Here is a 26805-nt window from a genome sequence, read left to right as displayed (position 1 = left end):
AATTGGTAGGGCTACCGCGTGGCGGCTGATTGGGCAGCGGGATTCCACCTTCCGGGGAAGCGGGACCGGAATTTGGAGGGATAGGCAGTTTGGGAAGTTTGGAACAGATTGTGCAGAGGGCTCTGGCGGCTGTAATCTCTTCGTCGCTGAGGGCCGATTCCGCATTTTGGGGCGGGAGGCTTGCTTCTACTTCGCGGTGACGTAGAGAGTTCTCATCGTTCCCCTCGGACACCACACCTTGAAACCCATGAAGATCTCTCGCACCCGCACCCTGCTCCGCCGCACTTTCGGTACCTGCTCCGCACTGGCGCTGCTCGCCGCCGGTTCCCTGCTTCCCGCCACGTCGGCTGCTGCCGCGGAGCCCCGCTGGGTTCCGGTGATCATCGCGCGGGGCGAGTATCGCGAGCACTTGCAGTCGCTGCCGATCGAACAGCGTCCGAATCGTCCACTGCACTTCTACGGAAACGCGGTTCGCCGCCAGCATGCCCGGGCGGCCGGGCCGGCCACTTCGCGGCGAACCGTTGCTCCCACTCCCTTCAACGTGGGGCCGTTCTACGCCCCCTTGAGTCGCTAGTCGAATCGGGCCAGCGGTGGACGCGGCCGAGGATCCGCTCCTCGGCCACTCCCTCCGGAGCCGAGCGGCTGTCGAGTGAAGCAGGCGGGTTGTCGCCGAGGACGAGGTAGCGGCCAGCCGCCACGCGAACGCCTTGCCGCCAGACCGCCGCAAAGGCTCGCGGCGGGTCGAACCGCACCGAGCGCCCAAGCCAGAGTCGCGTGGGCCCAAGTTGCTCGGGCCCAAGTCGTTGGGGCCGACGCGCCCCCCGGAGCCGCAAGGCGACGGGGCGGGCGAGGTCGACTGGCGGTCGCTCGGTGGCGGCCAGCGGTGCTTGCGCCGCGGCACCGTGGTCGGAAAGTAGCCGCGACGGGGCCTCGGGCGGCAGCAGCCAGAGCGTCGCTCCGAGTTTTGCCAGCCGCACCGTTTGCGCCCCCTGCTCCAGCTCGATCGCAGCGACGCGTGGAGAATCGTTCGTCGCGAAGGCGACCTCCAGGGTGCAGGGCGCGGCGGCGACCACGTGCACCGCCAACTGCAGATCCTCAACCGGGTGCGTCTGCCGACTGAGGCTCGCGTTGGCCGGATCGTCATCACGAATCCTCGGTCCCGCGTCGGAGGAGCCTGCGGGGTTATAGACATCGCGGTGGTGATACGTCAGCCAATCTTCGCCAGCGGAAAGACGCCAGCGAGACGCTTCGGTGCCGGGGTTGTGGTCGTCATCGACGACGATCGATCGCTCCCACGATTCGGTCGGCGAGAGCCGCAGTGGCTGGTCGTCGACGAGCACCTTTCCGTCCGGGCAGATCTTCACGACCTCGCCCGGGAGTCCCACTACGCGTTTGACTTGCAGTCCGCCGGACGGCATCTCGATAGCGACCAAATCTCCCCGGCGGGGTGGGGAGAGGAGATACGCTCCACGGTCGATCCACACGCGATCGCCGGCTTGAGTGGTTTCGGAAACGCCGAGGCCGAGCCGTCCGCATTTGAAGCACCGGAGCGTTCCGCTGGCTGGCCAGTGGATGCGATACTCCCACCCGCACGCTTCGCAGTTCGCCAAGCGGTGCGGACCCCACAGCGTGGGACTCATTGATGGACCGGCCACGCGGATCGGACGGAGCAAGCCTTCGACCCGAGACGCTCGCCAAGCCAGCAGGGCGGAGAGGGCGAGGAGGGGCAGCAGCCACCCCTTGCGGAACCTGGGCCCATGGAGGCGAGTGGACCAAACGAGGGGTTTGAGGCTGGGGAGGGGTCTGAGGCCGGGAAGGCGTCGGGGCCAGTTCAGGGGTCCAAGATCCATTGCAGCGAGGGAAGATCCAGGCGGCTCGACCACTCCCGAGACGGAATCACCAGCCGCTCTCCGGCAAACACGAGGGGGATGCAGAATCCCAGGGTGACCGGCATTGTCGTCACCGCCCAAGCCCGTCGCGGGAGGCGATAGCCATTTCCGGCAGGCACACAGAAGTAATGATACGCCCGATCGCAGCCGCGGTAGCCGACCGGGCTCTCGGTCGGCACTCGCTCCTTCAGCGCGGCGAGGTCGGCGAGCGGCTCGACTGCCTTGGGAGCCGCGACCGGCCCGCCGTGGGAGCCGAGCACGAAAACATCCTCGCCGTCGCTCTCCCACCGCAGCACGGCTCCGCCCCGGAGCGGCGCGACCCGCTCGATGCGGGCCGGGGTTGGAGGAAGCGCGTCTTCCTCGATCCCCGCTTGGCGGCGAAGCTCGCCGGCATGGTGGCCGCCTTGAATTTCCACGTGTGCGTCCGTTGCGGGTGTGCGTCCGGTGCGGTTGTGCGTCCGGTGCGTGACGCGAAAAGCGGTCCCAAACCTACCACGCCTTGGAGTGTAACTCGCCGCTCGGCCCGGGCAAGCGGAAAGCGGAGCGGTTCGAGCAGGGACGCTGCCACTTCCGGCCGAGGGGGCGTGGCGGCCTCCGTCACGACCCGCGGCAAAGTTCGCCTGCCCCTCCCAGGCCTCCGTCGCTATACTCCGGCTTGACGTCACCCCTTGTCCCGTTCCGCGTACGTTTTGCAGTCGTTTCATGTCGCGAGTCTCGAGCGCGAATCCTCTCCACGCTCCGTCGACCGCCGTCGGTATCTCCGGCCGCAGTCGGTTGGGTTGCACTCCCGGGATCCGCATTGTCTCCACCGGAGCGTACGTCCCGGACCAGATCGTTACCAACGAAGATCTTGCCGCCCTCGGGTGCGACAGCGACTGGATCAAACGGCGGACCGGGATTCTCGAGCGTCGCAAAGCGAGCGAGTCCCAGGCGACGAGCGACTTGGCCTTCGAGGCGGCGACGCGGTGCCTGCGGTCAGCGGGAGTGGGCGTTGAGCAAGTCGACCTGATTCTGGTCGCCACGATCACCCCCGACCATCCCACTCCGTCGACCGCCTGCCACCTGCAGCGGCGTTTGGGGGCGGTCGCCCCAGCGATGGATCTCAACGCCGCCTGTGCGGGTTTTATGTTCGGTTTGGTATCGGCCGCGCAGTTCGTCGCCACCGGTGCGGCCAAACATGCTCTGGTCGTGGGAGCCGATTTGATGAGCCGGATCATCGATCCGGACGACAAGAAGACCTATCCGCTGTTCGGCGACGCCGCTGGTGCCGCACTCCTCTCGGCCGACAGCAACGACGAGCCCGCATCGGGTCTGCTCGCCTACACCCTCGGCAGCGAAGGCTGCGGCGGCGAGATGCTCTGTATCCCGAGCGGCGGATCGCGGCAGATTCTTTCGTCGCAGGGCCTCACCGAGGGGCTCCAGTATCTCCGCATGGACGGACGGGGCGTCTTCAAGTGGGCCGTCCGCGTCGTCGCCGACAGCACGCTCGACGTCTTGGCAGCGGCGAATCTGACCCCGGCCGATCTCGACCTGATCATTCTCCACCAAGCCAACCAGCGAATCATCGATTCGGCGGTCGCCGACTTGGGGGTCGATCCCGAGCGAGTCTTCGTGAACCTCGAGCGGTACGGCAACACGAGCGCCGCAAGTATCCCGCTGGCACTCGACGAAGCGCTCGCCGCCGGCAAACTCAAGCGTGGCGACCACGTGCTGCTGTGCGGTTTCGGAGCCGGTTTGGCGTGGGGAACCGCCGTCCTGAGGTACTGAGTACTGAGTACTGAGTGTTTGGTCCCTCTATCCCGCGTGGGGGACCGCGTCGGACCTCTCCACTTCCTCTTCGGCGGCTTCGGCGGCTTCCGTCTCCTCCGTCTCCTCCGCGGCGGGGTCTTTGGCTCCGAGCAGCACGGCCAGCGACCGCGTCTTGGCGAAGTGCTCGAACCCGAGCCGGGCGACGATCAGCAGCGGGACGGCGACAAAGATCCCCACCAAGCCCCACATCCAGCCCCAGAAGGCGAGCGAGAGCAGGACCATGACGGGGCTTAGCTGCAGCGTCTTGCCGAGCAACGAAGGGGTGATGAAGTTGCCTTCGATCGTCGTCAGCGTGAGGTAGACCGCGGTGGTCATGAACGCCCAGGAAAGCGGCTCGAACGTGATCGCGGCGGCCAGGAAGATGACGGCGGCCCCGATCAGCGCGCCGAGAAAGGGAATAAAGTTCAGCAGCGTCGCCATCGTGCCCCACAGCAACGGGCTGGGCATTCCCAGCAGCGCCATCGCAATCGCGACGGCCACCCCCAAGCCGACATTGATCAGCGTGACTTGCCCCAGATAGCTGCTGATTCCTCCCTGCAACTCGAGGATCAGCTCGACCACTCGCCTCCGCTCGCTGAACGAAGGGAGCACGTGCAGCAGATTGTTGATCAGCGCGTCGCCGGTCGCGAGCAGGAAAAAAGCGAGCACGACGGTGAGCACGATGAAGCCCACGACGGCCGAGGTCCCGTTGACCAGATACCACTGATCGGTCCACTGCGGTTGCTGGATCTGAACCTCGACGGGCTTCTCGGCTCGTTCTTCCGCGTCAGTGGCGATGTCCTCGACTTTTTCCGAAGCATCCTCGATCGCTTCGAACGGATTGCGAATGCCCTCGGCCTTCGCCTCCAAGGTCTCAAGGTGCACCGGCAGGTCGTTCAGCCAGCCGCGAGCCGGAGTGATGACGGTGGCCACGCCGACGATCAGGAGGCCGATGAAGGCGACCAGCAGGATCAGCGCCGAACCGAGATGCGGAAGGCCGTACCGCTGCATCCGCACCACCAGCGGGCGGAGCGTCAAGTACAGCAGCAGCGAGACGACGACCGGTGCGACTAGCGTGCGCGCAAAGTACAGGGCGTGGCAAACCACCAGGGCGGCGATGACCCAGATCGGGATCTGTAGGCCGCGCCCCGCGGCGGCCTGCACAAACTCCGCCTGCATACCGGCCTGCACATCCGCCTGCGCACCGGCCTTCCCTCGCCCCGGCTGTTGACCCTCCGCCATCGATTTCTCGTCTACGGTTTCAGTTTCCACCCCACGATCAGTCCCAACCCAAAGCACCACACGGCGGCGACGTCGGGTTTTTCACGGGCATAATCGCGGAGCAGGCCGAACAGGTCTTGGGCCGGCTCTTGAACATAGTAGCGAGCTCCCTCGCGGCTCATGTCCGCCGCCGAATGGGCAGCCCGGCTGACACCGGCTCGCGCCGCCTCGACCGCCGCGTGACTGCGGTCCTCCCCCTCCACTCGACTTTCCCCGTGACTGGAACTGGCCCCGTGACTGGAATTGGCCCCGTGACTGGGACTGGCCCCGTAACTGGGACTGGAGGGGCTGGCTGAGGAACCCGCAACTTGTTCCGACTTGGACGCACCATTCTCTGCCATCTTTTCTTCCTTTTGGAATTAGCAAATCCGAACGCGATTCAAAAACGAGCGTGGGCGGTGGCGGACGGTTTGTTGGTGGTCGGCTCCCCGCCCCAACCGGACGATTCCCCGGCCGCTGCACTGGGCGGGGCCGCTGCACTGGGTGGGGCTGCTGCACTGGGTGGGGGCGATCCCGGGGCGGCCGGGCCGTAGGGTCCAGGCCCATGCGCTTCCGGCCCGTAGGGGCCCGCTGCGTAGGGGCCCGCTGCGTAGGGACCCGCCCCCGCGGAGCCGGGGCTGCCGCTCGGGCCGAATCCCGCAGCTCCATAACCCGGGCCTCCATATCCTGCAGCGACAGACTCCCAGGAGCCCGCTCCCGCCGGACCCGCTCCGACCGGACCCGCTCCGTGCTGTGGGGCAGGAGAGGCGACGACCGCCCGCAGCCACTCGACATTCTCGGCAAACTCCGCACCGACTTCGTGCATCGCCGAAGCGGCCCTTTTGAGCGAAACATAGGCCAGGCCGAGGATTCCCAGGACCAGCAGCAAGGCGAGCCCCGCGACCGCCAGCAGGCTCCACCCGAGCGGCCAACCGGCCCCGGCGTGCAGCACCCAGCCGAAGCCAAAGAGTCCGACCGTGGCGGTTGAAATCAGGAGCGCCGCGGCCAATCCGAGGTACAAGGCCGCGCCGATTCCGCGTCGCCCCGCTTCGCGACCATCGACCGCCAGTAGCTGGAGTTGCAGCAGGGCAAGGTCGACCACGTCGGAAAGGACGCGACGGATTGCGGAGGGTCTGTCAGCATTCATCGGTTCAGGTCCGTCACGAGCATCCGAGTGGAGGGCCGAAATCTTTACCGCCGTTTGATGAGCCAGCCGGCGGTGATGCCGAGCACCGCGGCAGTGGCGACGAGGACTGGCAGCGGCAGGCGTCCGCCCGCTCCGCCGATTGCTGACCGCGCGGCCGAAACGGCGACGGAGAGCTGCGGCGGCACCGAGGCGGCGAACCCCCCACCACCCCGCGTCTCGCCGCCCCACGTCTCGTGCCCCAACGGGTCGCGCCCCATTGCAGTGGGCCCCATCGCGGCATAGCTCGACCCGCCAGGACCCGCCCCGCCGCAGGCTTGCGGAGGAAAGCCCGACTGCGGAGGCAGCGACTTGGCGGCTTGGCCATCGCGGTGTTTCGACTCGGGGGCAATCATGGGAGCAGCTCGAGGGGAGGAAAATTGTGGGTCAGAGGGTCATTCACCCGCTGCGATTTTTGCGGGCTAGCGGCCGAACCGCATTTCGGGATCGAAGCGTTGGCTCAGCTTCTGGGCCAGCAGCCCGGTTCCGGTCCGCAAGGCAAACGTCGTAATCGTGCTGACTAACATCGAGGCCAGGGAGGCTTTGGCCGTCGTCTTTCCGGGCGTCTCGCGGATCGCCACCGGCGTTCCGTCTTCCAGTTGTGCCATGCTGAGGGTGGCCGATTCAGCTTTGGGACGCTTGTAGGGCACGACGAAGTAGCCCGCCGCGGCAACCGCCCCAAAGACCAACCACGGATGCTTGCCAGCTTGGTGTTTCCAGTCCGTCATCTGCCGGACTTCGGACCGCGCTTCGTACATGCGCGCTGGCAGCGTGTTGCGAATCGACCGCATTCGTTCGCGGATCATCGCCGATTCGTGATGGGAAGCGGTGGTTGCCACGGAGCGAGCCTCGGGCGCTGAGGGATGCGATGGAGCGAGAAAGATGGCGGGACGGAAGGTCTTTAGCCCCGCCGGACGGGTCCGCTGCGCGACGTGGAATCGCGACGGCTCATCGCGTACATGCAGCCGACAACCGCACCCATCGCCAGGGCGATTGCCAGCGACTCGATGGGCTTTCGGGAGACCCGCTCGCCGAGCCGTTTGGAGAATTCGCCGGTCGAGTCGGCCGCCCGCTTGTAACCGTCTCTCATCGCGTCGGCCGCTTGATCGATGTACTCCCGCGTCAGTGCCGACATCCCGCTGGCGTCCTGCATGCATCGCTCGAGAAACGACTCGACTTCCCGCCGCGTCGCTCCGGTCTTCTGCTGAATCGCCCCCACCAGCCGCTCGGCCCCTCCCTCGATGCGGCTGAAATCTTCCTCGGAGAGTTGGTCCCACTGCTCCTTCAACCGGCCTTTGACCTCATGCCATCTTCCCTTCAGCTCGTCGCGCGAAACCATGGATGGAGTTCCCTGATCGTGGAGGTGGTGCCGCTCAGCCGACAACCCAGCGAACGATTTTCTAGAGCAACTCCCGTGCCGCACCTGCCCAGCAGCAATCGGCTGGCAGATCGGTAGCGGAGAATTTTGAGCCGACGGCGCTAGCCGCGGGTTCTGCAGCATATCGCCAGATGCGAGGCCCGAGGCTAGCGCCTACGGCTCAGGCGCAGCGAAGAGGCCCGAGGCTAGCGCCTACGGCTCAGGCGCAGCGAAGAGGCCCGAGGCTAGCGCCTACGGCTCAGGCGCAGAGACGCCCGCAACGAGCCTCGATGCCTGGCACCGCGGCTCTAGTTCTCGAGCACCTGCGGCTGTGCCTCGGCAACGCGCCCGGCGGGACGCGGATGCGCACCCGGCCGACCGTGGTCGCCGAGATCGGTGCGGGCCTGCTCGGCGAGCTTCTCCAGTCGAGCGACCACCTCGGGATGCTGAGCAATCAGGTTGGTGGTTTCGCCGGGATCGGCAACCACGTCGTACAATTGGGCGGGGCGAGTCTGCGGTTTGGCGGTCGGCTGGAGCGAAACCGGCTCGATCGCCAGATGCAGCTTCCACCGCCCCGAGCGGACCGCTTGCAGCTGATCGACGTGGTAGTAGTAAAACGCCTCGTGGGGCGTCTCGGCCGAAACCCGCGTCAGCAGCGGGCGGATGTCCTTGCCATCGATGATCCGGTCGCCCGGAGGCTCGGTGCCGGCGAGGTGAGCAAATGTCGGCAGCAGGTCCATCAGCGTCGCCAGCTCGCTCTGCTCGCCGCCGGCCGGCACGTGGCCGGTCCACCGCATGATGCACGGAACTCGCATGCCGCCCTCCTGCGTCGTGTAGCCCCAGCCGCCGAGCGGCTTGTTGGAGCCCTGCGGCGGTTGGCGACGCGGTGCTCCGTTGTCGGAGGTCCAGATGATCAGCGTGTTCTCGCCGATCCCCAACTCCTCGACCGTTTCCAGCAGGCGGCCGAGCGACCAGTCGAGCTCTTCGATCGAATCGCCCCAGGGCCCGTTTTGGGACTTGCCCTTGAACCGCTCGCTGGCGAACGGAGCCGAAGTCGAACCGGGCATCGCTTCGGGGTAGTACAGAAAGAACGGCTCGTCGGCGTGAGCCTTGATCCACTCGACCGCCGCCTCGTTCAGCTTCCGGGTCAGCTGGTCGCGATCGACCGGCGCTTCGACGACCGTCTCGTTGTGCATCAGCGGCAACGGCGGCCAATTCTTGCCGGGCCGCGGCGTCATGTCGTCGCTGTAAGGAATCCCGACGTAGTGGTCGAAACCCTGCTGCGTCGGCAGGAACGGTGGCTGGTCGCCGAGGTGCCATTTGCCAATGCAGGCGGTCGCATAACCCGCCTGCTTGAGCACTTCGGCGATCGTGATTTCGTCCGGATGGAGCCCGATCGGGGAGACCGGACGGAGCACGATTCCGTCGGTCTCATGCATCCCCACACGCTGCGGATAGCAGCCGGTCATCAGCGCCGCGCGGCTCGGCGTGCAGACGCCGCTGGCCGAATAGAAATGCGTGAATTTCATTCCCTCCCGCGCCATCCGGTTCAGATGCGGCGTACGGTGCAGCGTCGAACCGAACGGCTCGATGTCGCCATAGCCGAGGTTGTCGCACATCACCAGGATGATGTTGGGGCGCGGAGCGGTGGCTGCTTCCCGAGTCTCGTCTTGCGAACTCTCCTTCTCCGGAGCTGCTGCCTGCAGCCCCGGAGCGATGAGCAGGGCGAAAGCTAGGGATCGGGCGAAGGCCGAGGATGCGAAGTGCCGAATCATCGTGGGCTCCAGAGTTTTAGCTAGCGGACGCTTGGGAGAGGATCTTCGCCGCCTCGTCTTTGGGAATCTCGCGAACGAAAATGTTCCGCCAGCGAATCTCGCCGCCATGCGTCTGGAGCATGATCGGTCCGCGCTCGGGCAGCGGCTTGCTGCGGTCCCAGAAGTTCGCCATCTCGGCACCATCGACGACCAGCTTGTCGTTCAGCCAGACCCAGGTCCGGCTGCCGACCTGGCGGATCCGCAGCTGGTTCCACTCGCCGAACGGTTTGTCGGCGTGCACCAGCGGATGTTTGCCCGGGGCGTCCTCGGCGTTGTTGAACAGCCCGCCGGAACCCCGCTCGGCGTGTCGCGGCGGGCCGGTCTTGCCCCCTTCGACCGTGGTGTCCCAGATCTGGACTTGCGGCGTGCCGCGGAGATAGACGCCGCTGTCGGCTTTGGCGACCGTCTTGTATTCGAGCTGGAATTCGATGTCCCCGAACTCTTCCTCGGTCGTCGCATAGGGTCCGTGGCCATCGTTGACGAGCTCGCCGTTCTCGACGCTCCAGTGCTCTTTGAATTCGGCTTGCTGCTCCTCGATCGACTTTTTCGCGTCTTTCGCTTTGACGGTCACATGCGGATTGTTGCCGTACCACCCGTCCAGGTTTTCGCCATTGAACAGCGAGCGAAAGCCCTCCGGGGGCTCCGCCTCGGCAGCTCCGGCCGAGAGTGGCGGAGCGAGCAACAGGGCGGCGAGTGAAAACAACGCAACTCGAGTCATAGTCCTACCTGGAAATGCAAGGTTCAAGAAATGCAAAAGCCGGCCGACGCCACAGTTTATTCAGAACGACGCCTCCCAGTGAGAAAACGCGGCCGTCAGCTCGGCGACTCGCCCCGGCTCTTGCCGAGCCCGATCGGCCGTCTCCGCGGGATCGGCAGCCAAATTGAATAGCTGCCAGGGAGCCGCCGGCTTCTCGCGGACGATCTTCCAATCCCCCTTCCGCAGCGCGGCGTGGTTACGGTAGCGAAAATAGAGGGAGCGGTGGGGGGACTCCGCTTCGCCGCAGAGCACCGGCAGCGGATTGCGGCCATCGTAGACGCGGTCCTCCGGCAACGGGGCAGCCGCCAATGCGCTGCAGGCGACCATCAAGTCGGGAGACCAGAGCGGTTCCTCGATGACCGATCCGGCAGCGATTTGTCCGGGCCAGCGGGCAAAGGCGACGACTCGCAATCCTCCCTCCCAGCAGGTCACGCCACCGCTGCGGAGCGGCGCGTTCGAACCGACGTCGAGGCCTTCGCGGTCCAAGCGAAAGGCCCCGTTGTCGGACATGAAAAAGACGAACGTCCGCTCCGCTTCCCCCGACGCGTCGACCGCTTGGAGAACTCGTCCGATCGCTGCGTCGAGCGCCGTGACGACCGCCGCATAACGCTTTGCGGGATCGGGTTCGTCGGGGCTCAGCCCGTACGCCGCCAACGCCCACTCGGGCGCCTGCCAGATATTCGCCTGACCTGGGCGTTTGTTTCCCGCGGTTGGAAAGTGGGGAGCGTTGAAGGGAAGATAGACGAACCACGGCTCGGAACGTTTTGACTTCCGCTCGATAAATTCGATCGCCGCGTCGGCAAACAAGTCGCTGGCATACGTCCCTTCGCGGAACAGTTCTTTGATCCCCTGCTCTTTGCTGCCCTGATAGAGATCGTGCCGGTCGCGATAATGGTGGTGGTAATAATCCATGTTTCCCGAAGCGTGGCCGAGAAACTCATCAAAGCCGCGATCCGTCGGCCGCGACCCTTCGGCGAATCCAATATTCCATTTTCCAAAGCACCCGGTCGCGTAGGGCGTTGCCGCCTGCTTGAGCATTTGCGGTATGAGGATTTCGTCTTGATCCAACCCCACACCATAATTTCCCTCGACTCCGGCTAATTGATCGACCAATCCGTGGCGCTCGGGAATTCGGCCGGTGAGCAGGCAAGCGCGGGAGACGGTGCAGGTCGGCGAGGCGGTATAGAACTGCGTCAACCGCGCGCCTTGAGACGCCAAGCGATCGAGCTCGGGCGTTCGGATCGAGGAGTCGCGGTTGTAAGTCGCGAGATCGCCATAGCCGAGGTTATCGGCGGTGATGATCAAGATGTTGGGGCGAGGATCTTTGGCCCCCTGCTCTTTCACCTCCCCGGGCGCCGCTTCCTCGCCTCGCGCATTGCCGGGAGTGCCCACGGACAAGACGACGCCGAAGACGACCAGCAGAGCTGTCCACACCGCGCGGTTCGTCACAGGGAGGATGCCAGCGAGAAGGAGAGATTGCATCGGGGGAGCGCCTCCACAGAAATCGCGGCTCAGGTGGGAAGTGACTACTTTACCAGAACCCATTTGCCGCGCCGCAAGAAAGCTCGGGTCTGTTAGAAGCCCCGTCGCATTCAGTTCTTTGAGCCGTAGGCGCTAGCCTCGGGCCTCGCCGCCCCGCCGTGCAGAACCCGCGGCTAGCGCCGTCGGCTCAATGTTTCTGACAGGGCTGCGGATCGCGGAGGAACTCGCCGACCATGCGATGCACCCGCGGGTCGGCCAGCAGAAGATTATGGGTCGTCCACAGATAGACTTCGCGGGTCCGCGCGTCGGTTTGGGGCGGAGCGCGGCGGAGCAGCAGATCGCCTCGGGCCCAAATGATCTTCCGCTCGATCCCCGCGGGCAGCGGCAGCCCCTGGGCGGCCCGCTTGGGGTCGGACATCGCTTCGAGCGGCGGCAGCCAGCGACCAAACAGCGGCGCGGCCAATTGGGCTGCCGGGCTCTGAGCGATCACCGGGACCAGCGACACAATCCGGTCGACGCCGCTCGGCCGCTCGCCATCGCCATCGATCTCGGCCAGGGCCGCGCGGGCCAACCAGTCGCCGAAGGAATGCGTCACGAGCGAGACGCCAGCGGGTTGCCGGGCTATGCCATCGGGCTGCCGGGCTATGCCATCGGGTTGCCAGGCTATGCCATCGGGCTGCCGGGCTGGGGAGGCGAAGCCGCGAATTGCGTCGACCAGTTCCGCAACGATTTTCGGCAGCGGCGCGGCCACTCCCGTGGTGTCCCAAATCTCCGCCTCAAAACCTTTCTTCCGCAGCGTGTAGCGGAGAGGCAGCAGCATCCAACGCGGGTAGAACAGCCCGGGGATCAGGAGAACTTTGCGGGGAACTCGCTCCATGGGTCAGAACAGCCGCAGTTGGCCCCCATCCGCTGGGCTTCGATCGCGCCCGGGACGGCTTGGGCGGACGAACAGATCGGTTCGCTGTGGCGGCGGCTCGTCGGCTAACCCGTACTGTCGCGAGAAGAGTTTGAAGAGGTTGCCGATCTGCGCTGCTCGCTCGCCGCTGCCGCGCATCCGCCGACCAAAAGTGGCGTCGTTCAGTGCTCCCCCGCGAGCTTCGCGAATCTTCGCCAGCACGCGGTCGTGAGCTTCGGGACGGACTTCGGCGAGCCACTCTCTGAACACCGGCTCGACCGCTCCAGGCAACCGCAGCAGCGTGTAGCCCGCGCAGCACGCACCGGCTTCGGCGGCCGCCTCGAGCAGGCTCGGCAGTTCGTGATCGGTCAGCCCAGGAACGATCGGCGCGACCATCACACGGACCGGAACCCCGGCTTCGGTCAAGCTGCGGATGGCCCGCAGACGAGCCTCGGGCGTGCTCGTCCGCGGCTCCATGTCGCGCGCCAACTGCGCGTCGAGCGTGGTCAGGCTGATCGCCGCGTGAACGAGCGAGTCTTCGGCCATCGCAGCGAGCAGATCGAGATCGCGCTCGATCAGCGCGTTCTTCGTGATCAGGCTGACCGGGTGCCGGCAATCGCAGAGCGCCTGCAGCAGCCCCCGCGTCAGTCGCCACTGCCGCTCGGCGGGCTGGTAGGGATCGGTCACGCCGGAGAGCGTGAGCGGGGCGGGCTCCCACGACGGCTTGGCCAATTCCTCGAGCAGCAGCCGGACCGCTTGCTCTTTGACCAGGATCTTGGTCTCGAAATCGAGCCCGGCCGACATCCCCAGATACTCGTGCGTCGGACGGGCGTAGCAGTAACTGCAGCCATGTTCACAGCCCCGGTAAGGATTCAGGCTGTAGCGAAAGGGAATGTCGGGGCTGCGGTTCTCGCTGATCAGACTCACGCTGCGGTCGCTGAGGAACAGCGTCGGCGGGCGGGCCGCGAGCCGCTCCTGAGCGTCTTCCTCGCCCAGCTCCGAAAGATCCGGTTGGCGGTGGAGCTGCTCGAAACGGTTCGGCACGTCGGCCCGGGCGCCGCGGCCGCCAGCTCCCCGGTTACCCTCGGACCGCCTACCACCGGCCGGCTGCCCACCGGCCGGCTGCCCACCGGCCGGCTGCCCGTCTGCCGGCTGCCCGTCTGCCGGCTGCCCAATTGCCGGCTTGTTGCTCACTTCCAGACCCCAGCGGCTTGCAGCTGACCGGTAGCCGCTTCGGCCCAGCCGCGGTTGGCCGCTGGGCTCGCCGGGCTGGGGTGGAGGATCCGCGTCGTCTTGCGGCCCTCGCCAGCGACTCTCTCGAGACACGCTTCGGCGTAGGCGCCGATGCCCACCAACCATTCGGGGTCGAGAGCGGTGACGAGCGTTTTTAAGTGTTCATCACAGGCCGCGACCAAGGGGGCTCGCTCGCTCGCTGGGAGCTTGTCGGGAGTCCGATTCCGCCCCGAGTCCTCCATGAACACCAGCGGGCAGTAGTTGGCGACAAAGTGCTCGGCGAAAAAGTCGGCGGGGTCGGGGAAACGGCTCCGGAAAAGCCCCCACAGCCGCTCGCCGGAGACTTCGCTTCGCTGGCAGCCGAGCCCTTCGACGGGACGTTTGGGATGTTCGTGGGCCGGCTTCTCGACTGGGCCATCGATCCGCAGCCAATCGCGGACCGCGGCGACTTGGCCGAAGGGAACGCCGGTCTGGGCCATGCCCCAGGGGCCGGGGTTCATGCCCAGGAACAAGACCCGCGTGCCGCGGGGGTTCATCCACCGCAGGTACTGTTCGTGGTTCTTCCAGGCGTAGTCCAGCGGGTTATAGACGTGCGTGACCGGCGGGGCGAACACGAGCCGATCGACCGCGGCGGAGAGCCGGCGAGCGGCCGAGATTGCGGCGGTGAGCGGAGAGGATGGAGCCGGAGGGGACAAGGACTCGCGGGGGCTTTGGAAAGAAACGGGACCCTTCGCAGGAAGGGGCACCTTCGCAGGAAGGGGGCGACTCAGATCTGGAAGTTCAGCTCCGGGCTCAGATCGCTCTCGGCGGCGGAGCCTCGGACCCGCAGTTGGGGTTTTTCCAGCGTCACGGTCGTCAACGGGGAGACGCTCCGCGTGATCCACACGCTCGAGCCGATCACCGCATCATGACCGATCGTCGTCCGTCCGCCTAGGATCGTCGCGTTGGCATACACGACGACGCGGTCCTCGATCGTCGGGTGCCGCTTGGTTCCCCGAATCAGGTGGCCGTCGGCATCGGTGGGGAAGCTGAGCGCGCCGAGCGTGACGCCCTGGTAGAGCTTCACGTGGTTGCCGATCTGGCAGGTCTCGCCGATCACCACGCCGGTCCCGTGATCGATGAAAAAGTGGTTGCCGATCGTCGCTCCGGGGTGGATGTCGATCCCGGTTTGCTTGTGCGCCCACTCGGTCATCATCCGCGGGATGAAGGGGACGCCGAGCTGGACCAGTTCATGGGCGATCCGGTAGATCGTGATCGCTTCGAAACCCGGATAGCAGAACACGATCTCGTCGGTCGTCTGGCAGGCCGGGTCCCCTTCGAAAGCGGCTTGGACGTCGGTCGCCAGGACTTCGCGGAGCCGCGGGATGCGGGTCAGCAGCTCGATCGCCATGGCTTGGCCCTTGGCTTCGAAGTCGACTGCCGAATCGCAGTCGGCGTGGGTCTGCCGCACCCGATGATCGTGCTGCAGGGCCCGCCCGATCTGAACGGTCATCGCGTCGTGCAGCGTGTCGACCAGATTGCCGACATGGTAGGTGATATTCCCCTGGTGCAATCCCACTCGGCCGCGATAGCCGGGATACAGGACGTCCCGCAGGTTGTGCAGAATCTCGACCACCGCGTTGTAGCTCGGCAGCGGGCAGTGTCCCAAGTGGTTCAACCCATCGTCGGGGCGATAGGTGCGGACGATCTGCTCGGTTAGCTCGGGCAAACGCTGCTTGAGGCGAAAGTCGGTCGCCATGTCGGATCGGACCAGAGAGCCGTGGGGGCCAAGGAGTCAAAGACGATTTGGGGCCTCACCCTCGCGAGACGCCTCGATTTTAGCCAGCCGCCGGGGCCGAGCCCACGGCGGCGGCAGAAGGAATCCTCCGCGCTGCCGAGTCTAGCGGCCGATCGAAGGAGGATTGTCGAGCAGAAAGTCGCGAGGCCCGCGGGTCGTGTAGTAGGGATAGGCGACCGCGCCGGTCGGAGGTCCAGCCGGTCCGTACTGGCCGACCGGAGCCCCGTGGTGGCCCAGTCGTCCGCCCCCGTAAGGAGCCGACTGCCCACCGGGGAACGAGTGCCCGGGATGATGGGTCGCCAAACCTTCGGAGTAATCCAAGCCGCCGTGCTGCCAACCGAGCTTGCAGGCGCGACAGCCGGTGGCCACGTTGCAGCCTCCGTGGGCATGCCCATGCCCGAGGTGCCCTTGACCGAGGTGCCCGTGACCCAGCACTCCGCCACCACCGGCGTGCGGACCGCACGTCTTGCAGCCATTGGAGTGGCAGCCCAGGCTGCCGGTCAGAAGCAGCGCTGCCGCCGCGAGCAGAGTGATGCGTTTCATCGGGAGTAGGTCCTTCTACGGGAGACTGACAGATGGTTCGAGACAGGCGTCACCGGCTGGAACCGTCGCCCGGGAAAGACCATCGGCCGGAGGATTCGCGAGTAACCAGAGAATCGGTTCAACCGGAACCAAGACGCGAAAGTCGGCCTGGCAAAGATTGCCCAGTTTGCCTGGACACTTCGGCATACGTTTCCGCTCTTGCGTCGCTGAGGCGGGGAGTGGTAACAGCGCCCCGCCGCTTCTGAATCACCGCCCCCTTCTTACCCAAAGCCAGTGCTATGCCATCCGCGGCTCTCGCTTGCCTCGTCTCGCTCGCCCTGCTCGTCGCCACCGCAGCCACCGCCGAGGCTCAGATCGGTCCGGCCGCTCCGCTGGGCTTTGCCCCCGAGGTCGGCTCCGACGTGCCGGCACCGGGCGGCGTGCGACTGCCCACCCTGCGGCAAACGCTGACGAACAATCTGCGAGCGACGGCATTCGAGCAGCAAGAATTCCTCCGCCGCGTGGAAGTCTCGGTCGACCACGGCCAACTCGACCGCCGCTTGGTGCTGGCCCTGATGCGCTACTCGCAGCGCCGCAACCCCGGCTATCCGTTCCCCTATTTTGAACGGGCGCTGCGGTTCGAAGCCGCCAAGCGGGGCGTGCACCTGCCCTCGGTCGCCGTGATCGCCTCGACCGCTCTGCCGGCCCCCCTGCCCCGCTGAGCCGCGACTGGCTCGGCCGCTGGCATGCGAGTTGCAAACCGTCGCCGTTCCAGGCCAGTCGGCACGGGTGTGTCGCCCGGCGGTTTCCATTCTTCAAGCCTCCCCACCGGAGAGAGCGATGTCTTTAGAAAACTTGGCCGATGCCTTCTACGATGAACTCCGCGACGTCCTCAGCGCCGAGCGCCAGCTGACCAAGGCGCTGCCGAAAATGGCCAAGAAGGCTAGCAGCCCGCAGCTGCGGGAAGCGTTCGAAAAGCATCTCGAGGAAACCAAGCATCAGATCGAACGCGTCGAGCAAGCCTTTGAAGATACCGGCAAAGCGGCCCGCTCCCAAAAGTGCGAAGCGATGGCCGGGCTGGTCGAAGAGACCGAAGAGATGATCAAGGAGGCGGATGCTTCGGAAGTCCTCGACGCCGTGATGATCGCTTGCGCGCAAAAGGTCGAGCACTACGAGATCGCCACCTACGGCACGCTCTGCACCTGGGCCAAATGCCTCGGCTACGACAAGGCCCTCGAGTTGCTCAAACAAAACCTCAGCGAAGAAGAGGCGACCGACAAGAAGCTGACCAAGCTGAGCACCAAGATCAACCAGGCGGCCTTGGCGTAAGGCTGTGGTTTCTCGGCTCATCAGCCGCCGGGCGCTAGCCCCCGGTTCCCGAAAACGCCGCGAGAACCGGACGCTAGCGCGTGGCGGCTGATTGGTGCGACGACGGAGGAACCGGACGCTAGCGCGTGGCGGCTGATTGGTGCGATTCCGGAGAGGCAAACCCCTTCTCCCCCTCCTCACACCGGCGTCCGGCCGCCGGTGGCACCGAAGACTTCAGCGGTGACGTAGCTGGCTTCGGGCGAGGCCAACCAGACGTACAACGGAGCCAGTTCGGCTGGCTGGGCCGGTCGTTTGAAGAGCGTGTTGCTGCCGAAATTCTGGATCTTCTCGAGTGGCATCGACCCCGGGATCAGCGGCGTCCAGACCGGACCGGGAGCCACCGCGTTGACCCGTACTCCCTGCTCCATCGCCAGCTTGGCCACGCCTTTGGTAAACCCGGCCAAGGCGGATTTGGTCAGCGAATAGGGCAGCAGGTTTGGCGACGGTTCGTAGCTTTGGATCGAGACGGTGTTGATGATGCTGCCGCCGGGCTTCATCTTGGGCAATGCTTCGCGGCACAGCCAGAACGGGCCATAGATGTTCGTGCGGATGATCCGGTCGAGCACTTCGGTCGACCACTCATCGATCGACTCCCGTGTCTCTTGGTAGGCGGCGTTGTTGACCAGGATGTCGAGCCGCCCGAAGCGGTCAAAGACTTTGTCGACCAGTTCCTGGCAAAACGCCTCCTCGCGCAAATCGCCCGGGACCACCAGCGGTTCACCTCCGGCGTCGCGAATCAGCCGCTCGGTCTCCTTGGCGTCCTCGTGTTCGCAGAGGTAATTGAACGCGACTTGAGCGCCTTCCCGCGCATAGGCCAGCGCGACGGCCCGCCCAATGCCGCTGTCGGCCCCGGTGATCAGCGCGGTCATCCCCGAGAGCTTACCGGTCCCCTGGTACGACGCTTCGCCGTGGTCGGGCTTCGGCCGCATCTCCTGGCTCGAGCCCGGCATTTCGAACGGCTGTTGGTCCTTGAACGGGGGCTGGGGGTAGAGCGTGCGGGGATCTTGCGGAGTCGGCATCTCGGTCATCCTTGGGGGGGAAGGTAGGAACGAGCGCCGAGCAAAGCAATCACCGTGCCGCCCGTCAGGGGGCCTGGCGGGATTAGCCCGTTGAGCCGTAGGCGCTAGCCTCGGGCCCCATGCGGTTTGGACTGCGAGAAAACGTCGCGCTGCAGCGGCATCCCATCCCGAGTTCGATCCTTTCGATAGCGCGACGGAACCCGCGGCTAGCGCCGTCGGCTCAAGCGGAGCGAAAGGAACCGGGGGCTAGCGCCCGGCGGCTGATGATTAATTCGGGCTAGCGCCCGGCGGCTGATCGAAGAAAGGTGCTCCGACTATCTCAGCCGTGGCCGGCTTGGGCGATCTTTTGCATCTGCTTTTCGATCCGTTGCGGCGAGACCTTGATCGAGGTCCCGAGCGGCTGGGCGAACAGACTCACCCGCAGCTCTTCGAGCATCCACCGCAGCTCCTCCACCGCCGCCGCTTGGCTCCGCTCCTCCGCGCCACCCGCCCCAGCGAGCGCTTCGTACTGCTGCCAGAGCCCCGTGACCGACTGCGTGAGCTCGGCATCGCGGGCCATCGCTCCGCTGCGGAACTTGTCGAAGCGGTATTCGATCGCTTGGAAGTAGCGGGGATAGTGCTGGAGCCATTCCCACGGCGTCCGCTGCAGGAAGTCGGCCGCGAGCAGCCGATCGATCTGCCCACGCACGTCCTCGACCAGCCCTTGGAACGCGGGACCTTTGGCCGATTCGAGTGAGCTGCGGACGGTGTGAATCGCAGTGGCCAGCTGGGGCAACCAGGCGGCGATGTCCTGGGTCGCCTCAGCGATCCGCCGGCCACGCTCTCCGCGCCGCGCGGCAAAAACCTCGGCCGTGCGGACGATCGGCTCGCCGTCGACAAACGCGCGGCGGGCGATCAGGTCGCCGAGATTGGCTTCAAACGTTCCCGGCGGGAGGGCGTGCGCCATCAGCACCCGAGAGCGTTCGACGTCGGGCAGCCAGCGGATTTGGCTGCGGATCTCTTTGCGTTCGGCGATCGCGAACAGCCGCATCAGCCCGCGGCGAGTCGCGAGCTCGGCGGCACCCCGATCGGCCAGCACTCGCACATCGACGTTTTCACCGCGGTCGAGCAGCGCTGGATACTGCGCCACGCGCACTCCACCACGGCGGCGGATGACTTCCTCGGGAAGCGTTTCCAGATCGAACGTGACCATTGCGTCACGGTCGAGATCCTCGTCTCGCAGCTCGCCCGCCTCTCCGGGCGCGTCGGCGTCGCCGGCGGGCGAGAGGTTCAGCTGGGTGCGAATCTCGCTGATCGACCGCCCGCTGGCGAGCGGCTGCCCGGAATCGTCGACGACTTGGATGTGAAACTGCAGGTGCGCGGGCAGCTTTTCCTGGTCGAAATCCGACTCGCGGATCGGCATCTCGGCCCGCGCCGAAAGGGCTCGGCAGACCGCCGGCATGAAGGGGACTTCGCCAGCCGCCCCGGAGAGCTCGCGGGCCACTTCGCGAGCGGTGTCGGCGGCGGGAACCAGGTTGCGGCGAATCCGCTTGGGGAGGGCCTTGATCAGGGCGACCAGCTTGTCCTCGAACAATCCCGGGACGAGCCAGCCGAGGCGGTGGTCGGAGACTTGCGGCAGCGCGGCTTGCGGGACCGTCACCGTCACGCCATCGTCGGCCGCCCCCGGCTCGTACCGGTAGCGGAGCGGCAAGCGGGTTTCGCCGAGGTCGAGCGAATCGGGGAACGCTTGCGGCGAGATCGCTGCTTCTTCTTGACCGATCAGCGTCTCGGGCCGCATGTAGGGCGTCGCCTCACCTGCTTCGGGCAGCGTGGGCGGGTGGTCGAGCCACTCGATCAGCTGTGCGACGCCGCCGAGTTGTCGGGCCCAGTCGGGCGGCGGCTGATCGCGGTCCCAGCGCTCGAGCCGCGCTCGGTCGACGACTTCCTGCGGAAGCCGCTCGTGGTAAAACCGCTGGACCGCATACGGATCGACGACCAAATCCCGCCGCCGCGTCTTGGCGGCCAAGTCGGCGATCGCGTCGCAAAGCCGCCGGTTATGGGTGACGCAGCGAGCCCGCGTGGGCATCAGCCGCTCGACCAGCCCCTGCTCGATCATCAGCGCCCGCGCCGTGTCCGGGTCGATCGGAGCCAGGGGAACGCGGCGGCGGACCACCACCGGCAGCCCAAACAGACTGACCCGCTCGTAGCAGAACGCGCCTCCCGCTTTGGTGCTCCAGTGCGGATCGCTGTAGCTGCGGCGAACCAAGTGCGCCGCGACCGTCTCGAGCCACTGCGGTTGGATGCGGGCGACGCAGCGGGCGTACTGCCGCGACGTCTCGACCAACTCGGCGGCCACGATCCATTTCGGCTTCGCCCCAAACACTCCCGAGCCAGGCCACAAGAACAGCTTGAGCCCGCCGGCTCCGAGATACTCGTTCTTCTCCGTCGCCTGCGCGACTCCGCTGAGCAAGCCGCTGAGCAGCGATTGGTGGATCGCCGCGTAGCGAACCTCGTCGACGATTCCTGCGGCGGAATCTTGCGGGTCGATCTCGATCCGCGGCGGACCGATGCCCGCTTTGTTGCCGCGGCCGAGGCTGCGAGTCATCTCGCGGAGCTGGCGGTAGACGTCGCTCCACTCGCGCATTCGGTTGGGGGACAGAAAGCGGCTGCGGCAAGCCTTCTGCAGCTGGTTGCGGCTGAGGTTCTCGCGCTGCGTTTGGTAGAACTGCCAGAGCCGCAGATAGCTGAGGAAGTCGCTCGAGGGATCCTGGAAGATCGCCTGAGCCTCGTCGGCTGCTTGCTTCTTTTCCGGCGGCCGTTCGCGGGGGTCCTGGATCTCTAGCGCCGCGGCAATCACCAGCACTTCGGGAAGCACGCCGTTGGCTTCGGCCGCCAGGATGATCCGCCCGACGCGGGGATCGACTGGCAACCGTCCCAGCGTGCGGCCGATGGGCGTTAACCGCCGGCGGTCGTCGATCGCTCCGATCTCGAACAGCGTCCGGTAGCCTTCGCTGATCGCTTCGGGGCGAGGCGGATCGAGGAAGGGAAAGTCGGCCACCGCACCGAGCCGCAAGACGTGGGTCTGCAGGATCACCGAGGCCAGGTTGGTGCGGCGGATTTCGGGCGTCGTGTAGGCGTCGCGGCTAAGGAAGTCGTCTTCGCTGTAGAGCCGAATGCAGATCCCTGGCGCGACGCGACCGCACCGCCCGGCACGCTGGCGAGCGCTCGCCTGACTGACCGGCTCGATCGGCAACCGCTGCACCTTGCTGCGGGGGCTGTAACGGCTGATCCGGGCCGTTCCCGAATCGACGACGTAGCGGATTCCGGGAACCGTCAGCGACGATTCGGCAACGTTGGTCGCAAACACGATCCGCCGCGTATTGCCCGAGGGGTTGAAGATCCGCGTCTGCTCGCTCTGCGGCAACCGCGCGTAGAGCGGCAACAGCTCGACCGACCCGGTGCGGCCTTGGCGTTTGAAATGCCCGGCCGTGCGGTGGGAGACTTCGCGGATGTCCCGCTCGGTCGGAAGGAACACCAGGATGTCGCCAGAGCCGGCCGCCATCAGCTCGTCGATCGCTCCGTTGACGTGGCGGGCCAGGTCGTAGTTCTGCGGCAGTCCCTCCTCGTCGACGCTGCCGACCTCTTCCCACGGTCGATGGCGGATCTCCACCGGGTACGATCGCCCTTCGACGACGACGATCGGAGCTGGACCGGAGTCGTCGGCAAAGTGCTCGGCGAACCGCTCGGCATCGATCGTGGCGCTGGTGATGATCGTCCGCAGCCGAGGACGTCGCTCGCGGAGTCGCCGCAGGTAGCCGAGCAGAAAGTCGATGTTCAGCGACCGCTCGTGCGCTTCGTCGATGATGATCGCGTCGTAGGCTGCGAGATCGCGATCGCTCTGGGTCTCGGCCAGCAGGATCCCGTCGGTCATCAGTTTGACGAGCGTCTTGCCTTGCGTCTGGTCGGCAAAGCGGATCTTAAAGCCCACGTGCTCGCCGAGCGGCGAACCGAGCTCCTCGGCCAGCCGGTGGGCGATCGAGCGGGCCGCCAACCGCCGCGGCTGGGTATGGCCGATGAAGCCGCCGCGGCCGAGCCCGGCGGCCAGGCACAGCTTGGGGAGCTGCGTGCTTTTGCCGCTGCCGGTTTCCCCCGAGACGACGATCGTCGACCGCTGGCGGAGCAGCTCGACGATCTTTGCGGCGTGGTTGGCGATCGGCAGCTCAGCGGGAACCGACAGATCGAGCGACTCGATGGTGCGGGCGCGCTGCTCGGGATCGACAGAGGATTTGCGGTCGATGGGAACGTTCACAGGTTCGCCTGATAGGCTTCGAGCAGCGACTCGGGGACCCGCTGCAGACGACCCTCGCGGTCGATCACGGCCAACGTCACGTCGGCTTCGACCAGCAGCTCATCGCCTCGGCGGATTTTATACTCGTGGATGATTTTGGCGGCCGTCACTCGGGCGATCCGGGTGTGGACGGTGATCAGGTCGTCGTACTTGGCGGGGCTGCGGTAGCGGCAATCGATCCGCACGACAACGACCAATTGGCCCGCCGCTTCCATCGCGCGATAACTCCCGCCGCTGGCGCGAAGCAGCTCGGTGCGGCCGATCTCAAAGTAGCGCAAGTAGTTCGAATGGTGCACAAAGCCCATCGGATCGGTCTCGTCGTACCGTACCCGGAGCTGCGTCTGATGCTCTTGAATCACTGATAGACAGTTCGGCGGCTGAAAGGTTCGAAAGGGCGCGCGGGCCGGTGCATGGACCCTCGCCTGGGCTCATTGGTGTGGCAATCAAGACCTGAACCGACATAATACCGCGGAGATAATTTTGGCGGCACCGCTGCCTGCTCCCCCTGCCCTGCTCCAAACGACTTCGCACCGCGTGAAGCCGTTTCCCACCCTCTACCCCTCCTCAATCGATGGCCAACATGTCTGCGGCGGAAGCTCAAGCCGAACCGGAACTCGCTCCCGCTCCACGGTGGCGAATCAAAGAAGACTGGCTGGCGATTCTGGTCGGGGCGGGGTTGCTGGTGGTGGTGCTCGGGATCGTAACTGCCGCCGGAGAGATGACGGCCGATGGGCTCACGCATCCGCTGAAGGGGCAAATCTCGAAGCCGGGCGAGTGGGATTCGAGTCCGCTGGAGGGGATGACCCGGTGGAGCGGGATCGTGGCCGCATGGCTGGTGCTCGGCGTCGCCGGGTTGGCCGCGGCGCTAGCCGCCCGCCGCCGGCTGGACCATTTCGTGCCCGGGATGCTCGGCGTGCTCGCCTTGGCCACGCTCGCCTACGTGCTGGCCGGCCAGGCGGTCGTCAAGCACTACAACCTCGAATACGCGATCTGGGCGCTCGGCATCGGGCTGTTGATCAGCAACACCGTCGGCACCCCGCGGTGGCTGGCCTCGATGTCGCTGACCGAGTTCTACATCAAGACCGGGCTGGTGCTGCTCGGCGCGGAGGTGCTGTTTGGGCGGCTGATGGCGCTCGGATTGCCCGGGGTCTGCGTCGCCTGGGTCGTGACCCCGATCGTGCTGATCACGACTTTTTGGTTTGGGCAGCGAGTGCTGCGGATCGAATCGCCGACCCTGAACATGGTGATCTCGGCCGACATGTCGGTCTGTGGCGTCTCGGCGGCGATCGCCACCGCGGCGGCGTGCCGGGCGAAGAAAGAAGAACTCTCGCTGGCGATCAGCCTGTCGCTGATGTTCACCGTGGTGATGATGGTGATCATGCCGGCGGTGATTCGCTGGACCGAGATGAGCAGCGTTGTCGGTGGGGCCTGGATGGGCGGGACGATCGATTCGAGCGGGGCGGTGGCCGCGGCCGGATCGATGCTCGACAGCACCGCGCTGGAAGTCGCCGTGACGGTCAAGATGATCCAAAACATCCTGATCGGCGTGGTCGCGTTTGGAGTCGCCTGGTACTGGGTCCGCTACCGAGACGTCGACGCTGCGGCCCATGCGCTGGAGCCGTCGGCTGGAGCCGGTGAGATTCGCGGACCGCGTCCCGGAATCGCGGAAATCTGGCGGCGGTTCCCGCGGTTCATCATTGGGTTCGTCGTCGCTTCGATCCTGTTCTCGCTGCTGGCCGGATCGGGAACCTTTGGAGAAGCGCTCGCCACGTCGACCACCGGCGTCACCAAAACCTTGCGGGGCTGGTTCTTCTGTCTCGCCTTCGTCAGCATCGGTTTGGAAACCAATTTTCGGATGCTGGCCCATCAGCTCCGCGGCGGGAAGCCGATCGTCCTGTACCTCGTCGGCCAATCGCTGAACCTCTGCCTGACCCTATTCATGGCCTGGCTGATGTTCACCCAGGTGTTCCCCCACTGGGTCGCCGCGATGGACTAGGAGCAACGCCCGAATGTTTCGCCCCATCAGCCGCCACACGCTAGCGTCCGCTTATCGCGGCTCAGCTGAACAGCATCCCAACCGCCGAGGCATCGTCCTCTTCGCCGCTGGCTGCGTGGCGATCGCCCTCCTTTGGCTGCTCGTGCTGCCGGCCGTCGGCCAGCAGCGTGCGGTACGTCGCCACATCGACCGCAATCGTGCCCAGGGAATCCACCCCGACGCCCTCTTCTATACCGAGATGGGAGCGATCGACGGCGTCCGGCTCGTCTACGTCGACGGCAAACCGACCGTCGAGCCGATCCGCATGGGCGAGTAGCTGCGCGACGCCACGCTGAATTCGTTCGCAGCGGAACGACTCGCGGAAAAATCGTTTAACGGCAAGCCGAAGGCGACTGTGTTTTAAAAAGCAGTCGCCTTCGGCTTGCCGTTAAACGACTGTGGGACGAACTGCTGGGCACTCCTGATGTTCTGACGATTCGGCGTGAGAAAGTGGCCCTGTCCGAGCCTACTTGGTGTGCCGCTTGGCTTTGGAGCCGCCCCCGTTCCAGATGTCGTACTTCGGGTCGGCGTAGCGAGTGAAGAAGGCGTCGAGTTGTTCGGCCATTTCCTTGCGGACGGTTTCCATGCCCGGTTGACCGTACAGATTCACCCTCTCCTGCGGGTCGTTCTGCATGTCGTACAGCTCATAAGGCCCGTTGGGATGCCGGCTGACGTATTTCCATCGCTCGCTGCGCACGGCGCGACAAACTTCCATCTCATAAAAGACCGTATCGTCCCACTCCGTCTCCTCTTCCGGTGATCTAGTCCCGGTGAGCATCGGCGAGAAGTCACGGCCAGGGGATGGGGGTTGCTGGGGCATTCGCTCGGAGAGTCCGAGGTAGCTCAGCAGGCTGGGCATAAAGTCGTAGTTGCTGACCATTCGATCGCTCGTCTGTCCGGCAGCGATGCGGCCCGGATGACGGAAGATGAGCGGGATTTGCATCATCAGCTCGAAAGCAGTGACTGGCTTAGTATGATCCCCCATTCCCCACAATCCGTTCTGGCCGCCCATCCAGCCTTGATCGGCGGCGTAGACGATCAGCGTCTCGTCGTCGATCCCTAACCGCTCGAGCGTTGCCATAAGTTCGCCAACGCCATCGTCCACTCCGCTCGTCTCGGCCGCACAACGCTCCATCGCCGTCTGGGTGTTGTGAAAATATTTGTTGGCGTCTTGCCAAGGATGCATGGTGTCGACGGGAAAGCTTTTAAATTCCTTGCCGCGATAGTACTCGGCGTGCCGGTTCTTGGGCGGGTTCGCCATCAGGCGGCCGAGGTTATAAGGTCCGTTGTAAGCCAAGAAAAGAAAGAACGGCCGCTCCTGGTTTTGCTCGATGAACTCGATGCCTTTGCGCGTCCAAAGTTCCGTCGTATAACCCGCCTCGTTCCGCAGTTTTCCGTCTTCGATCACTTGTTGGTCGTAAAATTCTCGCGTGGAACCATCGGGTTTCGTGACCCAGAAACTAAATCCGTTGGAAGGTGTGAGGTTGGCACCGAGGTGCCATTTTCCGCTCAGCCCGCAGACGTATCCCGCGTCGCGTAAGATTTCAGGTAGCGTCTGGAACTCATCGAGCGTGTCATAAGCCTCGGGCCCCATCATGTATTTGGGATCCAAGAACGAGTGGATGCCATGCTGTGATGGCATCAGCCCGGTGAGAAAGGTCGCCCGCGTGGGTGAGCAGACAGGATTGCTGCTCAGGGCGCGAGTGAACCGCATGCCCTCAGCCGCCAGACGGTCGATGTGGGGCGTGCGGATATCGGGGTTGCCATAGCATCCCAGCGTCCACGCCCCCTGGTTGTCGGTCAGGATGAAGACGACGTTGGGTGGACGTTTGGCGTCCCGGGTCTCGTCTGCCGCAGGAGGTGTTTGAGCAGGAGTGGTGGGAGTGGGGATGAGGATCGCGGTTAGGATTAGGGATAGGAGTGGTCCGGCGGTGGAGATTCTCATGTGGGTTTCTCTGGGTTGAGGCGTTCGTTTTGCGGCGAGTTGCAGGTGTTGGGTTCTCGCACGATCAGCCGCCACGCGCTAGCGTCCGGTTGTCGCGGCGTTTTTCAGAAACCGGGGGCTAGCGCCCGGCGGCTGATGGGATCAAAGGGAACCC

At 65.5% G+C, this 26805-nt stretch carries 26 protein-coding genes; 6 read left to right on the top strand and 20 right to left on the bottom strand.

The annotated features are described in order from the left end of the window. Positions 1–247: 247 nt before the first annotated feature. A complete protein-coding gene (locus GNK13_RS01970) occupies positions 248–574 on the top strand; it encodes a hypothetical protein (protein ID WP_164100759.1) in 327 nt (108 codons plus the stop codon). Here GNK13_RS01970 and GNK13_RS01965 read toward each other — a convergent pair. After that, a complete protein-coding gene (locus GNK13_RS01965) occupies positions 537–1640 on the bottom strand; it encodes a S26 family signal peptidase (RefSeq protein WP_203328879.1) in 1104 nt (367 codons plus the stop codon). The genes GNK13_RS01970 and GNK13_RS01965 overlap by 38 nt on opposite strands. A gap of 191 nt (positions 1641–1831) precedes the next feature. After that, positions 1832–2305, bottom strand: a complete 474-nt coding sequence (locus GNK13_RS01960) for a hypothetical protein (protein WP_164100757.1) — start codon at positions 2303–2305, stop codon at positions 1832–1834. A 286-nt stretch (positions 2306–2591) separates the two neighbouring features. On the opposite strand from GNK13_RS01960, the gene GNK13_RS01955 reads away from it, so the two are divergent. After that, entirely contained in the window at positions 2592–3656 is a 1065-nt protein-coding gene (locus GNK13_RS01955; RefSeq protein ID WP_164100756.1) for a beta-ketoacyl-ACP synthase III, read from the top strand. A gap of 27 nt (positions 3657–3683) precedes the next feature. Here the strand turns inward: GNK13_RS01955 and GNK13_RS01950 are convergent, their stop codons facing one another. The 14 genes from GNK13_RS01950 to GNK13_RS01885 form a co-directional block, all read right to left on the bottom strand. Then, positions 3684–4919, bottom strand: a complete 1236-nt coding sequence (locus GNK13_RS01950) for an AI-2E family transporter (RefSeq protein ID WP_164100755.1) — start codon at positions 4917–4919, stop codon at positions 3684–3686. Positions 4920–4930: 11 nt separating this feature from the next. After that, on the bottom strand, positions 4931–5161 hold the full coding sequence (locus GNK13_RS01945) for a hypothetical protein (protein ID WP_164100754.1): 231 nt from the start codon (positions 5159–5161) through the stop codon (positions 4931–4933). A 176-nt stretch (positions 5162–5337) separates the two neighbouring features. Further along, entirely contained in the window at positions 5338–6084 is a 747-nt protein-coding gene (locus GNK13_RS01940; protein ID WP_164100753.1) for a phage holin family protein, read from the bottom strand. 44 nt (positions 6085–6128) lie between these two features. Next, entirely contained in the window at positions 6129–6476 is a 348-nt protein-coding gene (locus GNK13_RS01935; protein ID WP_164100752.1) for a hypothetical protein, read from the bottom strand. A gap of 66 nt (positions 6477–6542) precedes the next feature. Next, positions 6543–6959 (bottom strand): hypothetical protein, encoded by a 417-nt coding sequence (locus tag GNK13_RS01930; protein WP_164100751.1) that lies wholly within the window; start codon positions 6957–6959, stop codon positions 6543–6545. A 62-nt stretch (positions 6960–7021) separates the two neighbouring features. Continuing rightward, entirely contained in the window at positions 7022–7459 is a 438-nt protein-coding gene (locus GNK13_RS01925; RefSeq protein WP_164100750.1) for a CsbD family protein, read from the bottom strand. Positions 7460–7785: 326 nt separating this feature from the next. Next, on the bottom strand, positions 7786–9252 hold the full coding sequence (locus tag GNK13_RS01920) for a sulfatase family protein (RefSeq protein WP_164100749.1): 1467 nt from the start codon (positions 9250–9252) through the stop codon (positions 7786–7788). Between the two features lie 16 nt (positions 9253–9268). Further along, entirely contained in the window at positions 9269–10009 is a 741-nt protein-coding gene (locus GNK13_RS01915) for a 3-keto-disaccharide hydrolase (protein WP_164100748.1), read from the bottom strand. Positions 10010–10069: 60 nt separating this feature from the next. After that, entirely contained in the window at positions 10070–11530 is a 1461-nt protein-coding gene (locus GNK13_RS01910; RefSeq protein ID WP_164100747.1) for a sulfatase-like hydrolase/transferase, read from the bottom strand. A gap of 187 nt (positions 11531–11717) precedes the next feature. Beyond that, entirely contained in the window at positions 11718–12407 is a 690-nt protein-coding gene (locus tag GNK13_RS01905) for a hypothetical protein (protein WP_164100746.1), read from the bottom strand. A 3-nt stretch (positions 12408–12410) separates the two neighbouring features. Then, positions 12411–13619, bottom strand: coding sequence for a PA0069 family radical SAM protein (locus tag GNK13_RS01900; protein WP_261345379.1), 1209 nt, complete (start codon positions 13617–13619; stop codon positions 12411–12413). Beyond that, a complete protein-coding gene (locus GNK13_RS01895) occupies positions 13616–14353 on the bottom strand; it encodes a uracil-DNA glycosylase family protein (protein ID WP_164100745.1) in 738 nt (245 codons plus the stop codon). The genes GNK13_RS01900 and GNK13_RS01895 overlap by 4 nt, the downstream gene beginning before the upstream one ends. A 71-nt stretch (positions 14354–14424) precedes the next feature. Next, positions 14425–15396 carry a serine O-acetyltransferase gene (locus GNK13_RS01890; RefSeq protein WP_164100744.1) on the bottom strand — a complete coding sequence of 324 codons (972 nt, stop codon included), beginning with the start codon at positions 15394–15396 and terminating at the stop codon, positions 14425–14427. 141 nt (positions 15397–15537) lie between these two features. Beyond that, positions 15538–15978, bottom strand: a complete 441-nt coding sequence (locus GNK13_RS01885; RefSeq protein WP_164100743.1) for a hypothetical protein — start codon at positions 15976–15978, stop codon at positions 15538–15540. Between the two features lie 278 nt (positions 15979–16256). On the opposite strand from GNK13_RS01885, the gene GNK13_RS01880 reads away from it, so the two are divergent. Both GNK13_RS01880 and GNK13_RS01875 read left to right on the top strand, forming a co-directional pair. Further along, a complete protein-coding gene (locus tag GNK13_RS01880; RefSeq protein ID WP_164100742.1) occupies positions 16257–16679 on the top strand; it encodes a hypothetical protein in 423 nt (140 codons plus the stop codon). 118 nt (positions 16680–16797) lie between these two features. Then, entirely contained in the window at positions 16798–17286 is a 489-nt protein-coding gene (locus GNK13_RS01875) for a YciE/YciF ferroxidase family protein (protein WP_164100741.1), read from the top strand. A 176-nt stretch (positions 17287–17462) separates the two neighbouring features. Here GNK13_RS01875 and GNK13_RS01870 read toward each other — a convergent pair whose 3' ends face one another. The 3 genes from GNK13_RS01870 to GNK13_RS01860 all read right to left on the bottom strand — a co-directional run bounded on the left by GNK13_RS01870 (position 17463) and on the right by GNK13_RS01860 (position 23030). Further along, entirely contained in the window at positions 17463–18344 is an 882-nt protein-coding gene (locus GNK13_RS01870) for an SDR family oxidoreductase (RefSeq protein WP_235934718.1), read from the bottom strand. A gap of 319 nt (positions 18345–18663) precedes the next feature. Then, positions 18664–22632 carry an ATP-dependent RNA helicase HrpA gene (gene hrpA / locus GNK13_RS01865; protein WP_164100739.1) on the bottom strand — a complete coding sequence of 1323 codons (3969 nt, stop codon included), beginning with the start codon at positions 22630–22632 and terminating at the stop codon, positions 18664–18666. Then, entirely contained in the window at positions 22629–23030 is a 402-nt protein-coding gene (locus tag GNK13_RS01860; RefSeq protein ID WP_235934717.1) for an acyl-CoA thioesterase, read from the bottom strand. Before GNK13_RS01860 ends, hrpA begins: the two co-directional genes overlap by 4 nt. Before the next feature lie 212 nt (positions 23031–23242). Here GNK13_RS01860 and GNK13_RS01855 point away from each other — a divergent pair, with 212 nt between their 5' ends. After that, a complete protein-coding gene (locus tag GNK13_RS01855) occupies positions 23243–24667 on the top strand; it encodes a YeiH family protein (protein ID WP_164100738.1) in 1425 nt (474 codons plus the stop codon). Positions 24668–24680: 13 nt separating this feature from the next. Beyond that, positions 24681–24983 carry a hypothetical protein gene (locus GNK13_RS01850; RefSeq protein ID WP_164100737.1) on the top strand — a complete coding sequence of 101 codons (303 nt, stop codon included), beginning with the start codon at positions 24681–24683 and terminating at the stop codon, positions 24981–24983. A 189-nt stretch (positions 24984–25172) separates the two neighbouring features. Here the strand turns inward: GNK13_RS01850 and GNK13_RS01845 are convergent, their stop codons facing one another. After that, positions 25173–26651 (bottom strand): sulfatase family protein, encoded by a 1479-nt coding sequence (locus tag GNK13_RS01845; RefSeq protein ID WP_164100736.1) that lies wholly within the window; start codon positions 26649–26651, stop codon positions 25173–25175. Positions 26652–26805: the final 154 nt, after the last annotated feature.

The sequence above is a fragment of the Candidatus Laterigemmans baculatus genome, from assembly GCF_010367455.1.
Taxonomy (GTDB): domain Bacteria; phylum Planctomycetota; class Planctomycetia; order Pirellulales; family Pirellulaceae; genus Laterigemmans; species Laterigemmans baculatus.
This window is presented reverse-complemented; position numbering and strand designations above follow the sequence as displayed.